General features: G+C 50.9%; 6 protein-coding genes. All 6 read right to left on the bottom strand.

Annotated elements, in window-relative coordinates; genetic code table 11:
* Nucleotides 1–424 (bottom strand): hypothetical protein (locus ACTF5Z_RS10835; protein ID WP_438985643.1); only part of this gene is annotated, 424 nt, incomplete at its 3' end.
* A gap of 60 nt (nt 425–484) precedes the next feature.
* Nucleotides 485–844 (bottom strand): FecR/PupR family sigma factor regulator, encoded by a 360-nt coding sequence (locus ACTF5Z_RS10830; protein WP_438985642.1) that lies wholly within the window; start codon nt 842–844, stop codon nt 485–487.
* Nucleotides 845–850: 6 nt separating this feature from the next.
* Nucleotides 851–1,411 (bottom strand): RNA polymerase sigma factor, encoded by a 561-nt coding sequence (locus ACTF5Z_RS10825; protein WP_438985641.1) that lies wholly within the window; start codon nt 1,409–1,411, stop codon nt 851–853.
* An 87-nt stretch (nt 1,412–1,498) separates the two neighbouring features.
* Nucleotides 1,499–2,974, bottom strand: a complete 1,476-nt coding sequence (locus ACTF5Z_RS10820) for an SLC13 family permease (protein ID WP_438985640.1) — start codon at nt 2,972–2,974, stop codon at nt 1,499–1,501.
* 60 nt (nt 2,975–3,034) lie between these two features.
* On the bottom strand, nt 3,035–6,034 hold the full coding sequence (locus tag ACTF5Z_RS10815; protein WP_438985639.1) for a TonB-dependent receptor domain-containing protein: 3,000 nt from the start codon (nt 6,032–6,034) through the stop codon (nt 3,035–3,037).
* Between the two features lie 86 nt (nt 6,035–6,120).
* Nucleotides 6,121–6,595 (bottom strand): DUF4886 domain-containing protein (locus tag ACTF5Z_RS10810; RefSeq protein ID WP_438985638.1); only part of this gene is annotated, 475 nt, incomplete at its 5' end.

Genomic DNA, 6,595 nt, shown 5'->3' with positions numbered 1-6,595 from the left:
CGTAAAATTTGGCCGTTTTATAAAAAATCTCTCGGCGCTTATCGCTCAGGACTTCGGCACTCCCACCTTGGAATATCACCAGATCAAAGGGTTTATCAACGCCTATTTTCCCGGGGGCCAAAAGATTATTGATGGCGTGGTGCCACAAGGCGGCACCGCCAATAGTCGCTGACTTGTACTGCAAGCCTTCTGCCACACCAGGATTTAATTCGTCCACTATGCGACGCACGTGGTTGTGCAGGCTATCGTTATAATAAAAATAACTATTGCCGACAAATAAAATTCTCTCAGGTGTCGTGTTCTTCAAGACCTGCACTTGGGCTGCTTGAACCGCACTGACCAGAGGCAACAGCAGCATGGTGGCGACCAACAAACCCACTGACAGACAGGTGTTACGCATTTTGATAGCGTGATAAAGAAACATATTCTGCTCGCTCGACGGTAAAATAGATAAACGCTTGATCAGCAAAAAGCCACTAGCCGCCTAAGCAACTATTCCAACTAAGACGCCCATTAGCATCAGGCCCAGAGCCAACCATGATAATCGCGGATACGAGTCTGGGGTTATGGGGTGGGCGTCCTCATCCTGCTGAGGCGCTTTGAAATAGACCACCTCTGAACGCACCAGTGAATCTTTAACCGCTTGCAGACCTTTAAGCTTTGACCATGCCTCAGAGATTTCCTCATAGGCCCACTGATGTTCTGGCTCGGCGTCTAACCAGACAAAGAATGCCTGTTTCTCTTCATCGTTGAGAGTGTCGCCATCTAGTTTGGCGACCCAAACGATGGCTTCGTCAACAATCTCGTCAGGTAAACCTATACCGAGCCACTCATCTAAAGACATAGCGACTCACGCTTGTTTAAGCAGTGTTTCCAATGAAGCGTTACCGAAACTTAGGGTCTCTTTAAGATGACGTCGGCACAACTTCATGCCGTGTGTGAGGTGATTATCGACAGTATGAATACTAATGTTCATTTTCTCAGCAATTTCTTTCTTACTGTATCCCTCGATCTGTCGAAAAATAAACACGTTGCGACATACCGGTGGTAGGCGATTAATAGCGTCTACAAGGACATTCCTAGACCAGGCGTCATAATACACTCGATCTGCATCACCCTGAGCTTGCTGCTCCAACAAGGCCTCGGTAATGTCAGGCGCAAAGTGCCGCACCACTTTTTGGTGCCTCAAGCGACTGATCGCTAAATTTCTTGCCGTCCGATACCAATAGGCTTTGATCGCATCGACTTCTATTGACTCAAGGTTTAGATACACCTTTAACGACGCCTCTTGCACCACTTCTTCTAAATCCGAACTGTCCAGCATCGAACTTAAAGCAGCCAAAAGCTGACCGCGATAACGCTCGATCAGCGTTTCAAACTGCAGCTTTTTAAGCGGATCGGCTGTAATCATCGTTATACGCCCATTCAAGATCTTGAACGTATAGTTAAACCAATCCTAGAAAAAAGCAAGCAAATAGGGTTTGGCGACAGTCCCTACTTATGGCTGCAGTACAGCAGGCGCGAGCCATAGTGCAACAGCCGTAAGAAGCAACATACTGACAATATTCAAGTAGACTCCCGCTCTGACCATATCCGGTATACGGATAAAGCCCGACGCAAACACAATCGCGTTAGGCGGCGTGGCCACCGGCAGCATAAACGCGCAGCTCGCTGCTAAGGTCACGGGCACAACCAGCATCAACACATCAATGCCCGACTGCGTAGCGATGGCGGCAATCACCGGCAAAAAGGTCGCGGCCGTCGCTAAATTGCTGGTCAACTCCGTTAAGAAAATCACCAAACCCGCCGCCGCCAAAATCACCACAATCACACCCAAGTCCGATAAAGGGGACAAACCCTCGCCCAGCCATAAGGCCAAACCACTTTGCGATACCGCAGAGGCCAAACTTAATCCACCACCAAACAATACCAGTACACCCCAAGGCAGACGCCCGACGTCGTGCCAAACCATAAGCTGGGATTGTGAGGATGAACCACTGGGCACTAAAAACAACAGCAGCGCCGCCGTCATCGCAACACCGGTGTCACTCAAACCCGTAAGACCCGTCGACTCCGTAATCACCCGGCGAAACATCCAGGCCAGAATCACCAGTACAAAAATAACCGCAACTCGCTTCTCGGCACTCGACATAGGACCAAGCTCTGCCCGAAGCCTTTGTAGATGGGCTCTAGCCCCCTCGCTCTCGGGAATATCAAAGGCAAAAGCCCAGCGCGTTAAGATCAACCACGCCAAGGGCAGCAGCACGATACTGACCGGCACACCCACCAGCATCCAATTTAAAAAACTAATTTCAATACCGTAGGTGTCGACCAAAAAACCCGCAAGCAGGATATTCGGTGGCGTCCCCACGAGTGTTGCTAAACCCCCTATCGTAGCCGCATACGCGAGTCCCAACAGCAAGGCAATTTGGAAGTTGCGCTTATCGCGCTCCGAAGCCCTTTCCATGTTCTCGGTCACCACCGCAGCAACCGATACCGCAATCGGCATAAGCATCATGGTGGTAGAGGTATTCGTCATCCACATCGATAGCACCGCAGCGACCACCATAAAACCCAGAATCAAACGTGCACCGTCGGTGCCCGTTTGCGACAAAATCATCAAAGCAATGCGCTTGTGCAGATTCCAGCGTTCAACCGCCAACGCCAGAATGAAGGCGCCCAAAAATAAATAAATAATCGGGTGTGCGTACGACTGCGCCGCTTTGGCAATCGGTGCAATACCCAACAAATCAAAACACACCAGGGGTAAAAATGCAGTGGCTGGCACCGGTATCGCTTCGGTTGCCCACCAGATACCCATCCACAACCCCACCGCCGCGACACGCCAGGCCATCTCGGGCATCATCGCTTGGTCGATGCCCAGCAACATCATTACGGCAAATACCAAAGGACCTGCGATCAGCCCTATGTTTTGATACGACAGGCGCTCTTCAGGAACAGCAGAAGAATTCATAATTCACCCAATAACAACGGATTGAAGACGCGGGGCTTACGCCCCGCGGATAAGCGCGGACTAGAAGCTCGCGCGAACGTCTAGGTACATATAACGACCGTAGTCGGTGTGAGCATCCGAGAAGTAACCGAAGTAACGGTCTGCCAAAGGTGCCCGCTCATCGGTAAAGTTCTTAACGCCCAAGCGGAAACGGGTTTTGGTACCCATCACATCGGTGCGGTAGTCAAAGGTAGCATCGTAGGTCGTCATTGATGGAATGACATAACGCGTGCCGTCAGCCAAAGTCAGCGAGCTCTGATAGAAATCGCCAATCTTGTAAGCCGACAACGATGCCCCAAACTCACTCATACGCCAGCTCAGTTTCGCACGGTGTTTCTCGTCCTGGTTACCATCTCGACCCACCAGATCCGCAAAACCATCGACAGGAATATCAAGCGGTAAAACACCGGCTTTCTGAGCTGCGATCAACTCAGCAGCGGCACCGCCTGCTTTTTGCTCGAAAGTATCCAAGAACGAGCCGTTGTAGCTAAACGACCACTCACCGAAATCCGTGCTCAAATCGTAGTAAACGCCGATATCGTGTCCTTCAACTGTTCGGGTATCGAGGTTTTCATAAGAGTCAAACACGGTAACGGCTGTGCCTGCAGGGCAAATACCTGCCGCGGTATAGACAGCAGCCTCATCGGCGCTTGGATCGTCTCGAACCACAGCAGTATTGAAGGTCTCACCCGCACAGTTAGCTGTTCCCGCTTGAATGCGGTATAGCAGATCCAAGGCCATGTGGTTTTCTTCACCGAACAGACCGATGGTACCCTCTTTCTCGATTGACCAGTAATCGACGGTAATCGTTAAACCTTCAATTGGCTCAACGACGAAACCGATAGACGTATTGGTCGACTCTTCAGGCACAAGTTGATCACTGCCCTCGGCAACCCGCTGGGTCGAGTTAACACAATCCAGCACGTCCAAGGTGTCATTGCCATTCGCTTTCGCGTATTCGCAAGCCCAGTCGGTACGTGAGTTTTGGCGAGCCACAAAGCCCTCGTTGACTGTCACCAAGTTCGGAACACGATAGCCTTCAGACCACGAACCACGCAGTAATACGGGTTCAAACAAGCGCCAACCGAACGCCGCTTTACCTACTGTGGTCGAACCCACATCGGAGAAGTCCTCCCAACGGGCAGCTAACTGCAAGTCAAAGCCGGTAAATACGGGAATTTGAACCTCGGCGAAAGCAGAGTTCACTTTGCGACTGCCCTTACTGTCGGCACTGGGGCTTGAGTTCACCACATCTGAAATGTAAGGGTAGGTCACACCATTGAGGTCTACGGCCTGTATGGTACCGTCCAACCGAGGGTCACGATCATCCACAAAAGATTCTTCACGCCACTCCAGGCCACCGACCACACCCACTGGACCAGCGGGAAGCTCGTAGATATTGTTGTTCGAGAATTTGACATCAAAGGTTTTGAGCTCGGTCTCGTTCTTGCGATACACGTCAATACGTGCACGCTCGATGTTGTTATCAATACCCATCGAAAACGGGTTGTACGCCGCAGGGGTAGGATCATTCAAGGCTTCTTGCATTAAGGTATTCGACACGCGGTTATGCGTTACGTCGTTGCTGGTTGCCTTAGAGATGGACACCGCTGACTCCCAGTCCCACTCGCCGACAGTGCCTCTGAAGCCTTGCAAGAAGCGATAAGTATCAACATCGGTATCGACAATACGTGGCGCCTCGTCGAAACGAATATTATCAATGAGTAACGTTACGCCATCACAGGGTACATCGGTACCAATGATCGAATCCGGCAACCGATTGGGTGAACCACAAGGACCGAGGGGGTTGTAATAGTTCTGAGCGCCAACCTCAAATTTGACTGGGCTTGGATACGAACCGTGGCGACGCAGGTTTGAGGACGCCTCGTAGTACAGAATTTCGGTAAAGCTCTCCAAGCCGCTCTCGAATTCGTGGTTGATGTTCACAAACAAGCTCATACGATCAAGCTCTGAGGCGATGTCACGGAACTCGTTCAGGTTAGAGCGGTAAATGGGAGTGTTGTCCGCATTCGCACAGGCGTATTGGTTCAGTTGGTATTGGCACTCTGGCGACCCCAAGGGAAACACTTGAAATTCCCCGGCGCTATCTACCGCGCCAGCCGCTGAGGCACCGTATTCATTGCTGGCTCCCTGCATATCAAACTGGCCACCTAATGAATTCGCGCTGTCATTTCGCCACGCAGAGTCGCCAAACCACAATGAATTTTCGGGCACGCGGTCTGAAAAATCCGCATTCGCCCAACGTGGGTCATCGCTTGCGCGAACACGATCTCGCGAGTAGTAGTTACCAAAAACGCCCACATTGGTCCGACCACCGTTAAAACTTTGACCCCACTCTAAAGTCAGGTTCTGGTCGTTACGCGGCAAGTTGTCGTATTCGGTCCACTTGACAGAAACATTCAAACCTTCGAAGTCGTTTTTTAATACTGTGTTAACCACACCAGCAACGGCATCGGCACCGTAAATTGCCGACGCGCCGTCACGCAAAATTTCGACTCGCTCGATGCCTTTGACCGGCAACATTTGCGAGTTGACTGTATTCACAGGAATGAAGCTCCCGCCCACCTCCTCGGTTTGGTAGGACGCGTTGTTTACCAAACGGCGCCCATTCAGCAAGACCAAGGTATTACCTGTACCCAAGTTGCGCAGGTTGAAGGCGCCGACGTCACCCCGGGATGAGTTGACGCCTCCAGAAATATTCTCAGCCTCATTGAAGAAGTTTTGGCCGTTTTCAGGGATGAGCGCCATTAACTCATCACCTGAGTCTACTCCCATAATCTCGATATCTTCTGAGCTAACAACGGTGACGGCCAAGGCCTCGGTAATACTTGCACCCTTGATTTGCGAACCCACGACGACGATTTCCTCGAGTTGTTGTTTCGCGTTTTCGTCTTGAGCCTGAATGCCTGACGCCAGCAACAAAGTACTAAGGCCAGCCAACCAAGCAGCTCTGGGCATACCCAGATTTGCTTTGATTGCTTTTGGTATCGGTTTCATCATGTGTAAGTCCTCTTCTTGTTTTTGCGCTTATGCACATCCGCATTCAAAACGCGCAAGAAGAAGAATCACACTAGTGGTGAATGAAATTATTTTCGTTCGAAAAAATCCGAAACGGTTTCAGTCGCTATTTGCTGCAGGAATTGTGCATCTGCCTCATCAACCTCACCGAAATACGTATAGGTTAGGCCATCGATCGAGCCACCGTAAACGCTCAGGTACACGACGCAAGCTGCCAGGTAGGTCCCAAGCATACTAGGATGTGAGCCATCGAAACTTTTGTGCAGTTGTATCTCGGGGCGAGCCTTGTATGCCCGATCAAATGCCAAGCCAACTGGAATCACCAAGGCATTGTTCTTGTCACCGACCTCGATATAAGACCTCGAAATGGTGTCGATCAAATCCGCCTTGGCTCTTTTATGCGGTGGCACGTAGGCATGGGTCATGTAAAACGCGACCTCTGCGCCAGTTTCTCGCGCCTTCTCGGCGTAAAATTTGGCCGTTTTATAAAAAATCTCTCGGCGCTTATCGCTCAGGACTTCGGCACTCCCACCTTGGAATATC

The sequence above is a fragment of the Aequoribacter sp. genome, assembly GCF_965659035.1.
GTDB lineage: Bacteria > Pseudomonadota > Gammaproteobacteria > Pseudomonadales > Halieaceae > Aequoribacter.
This window is presented reverse-complemented; position numbering and strand designations above follow the sequence as displayed.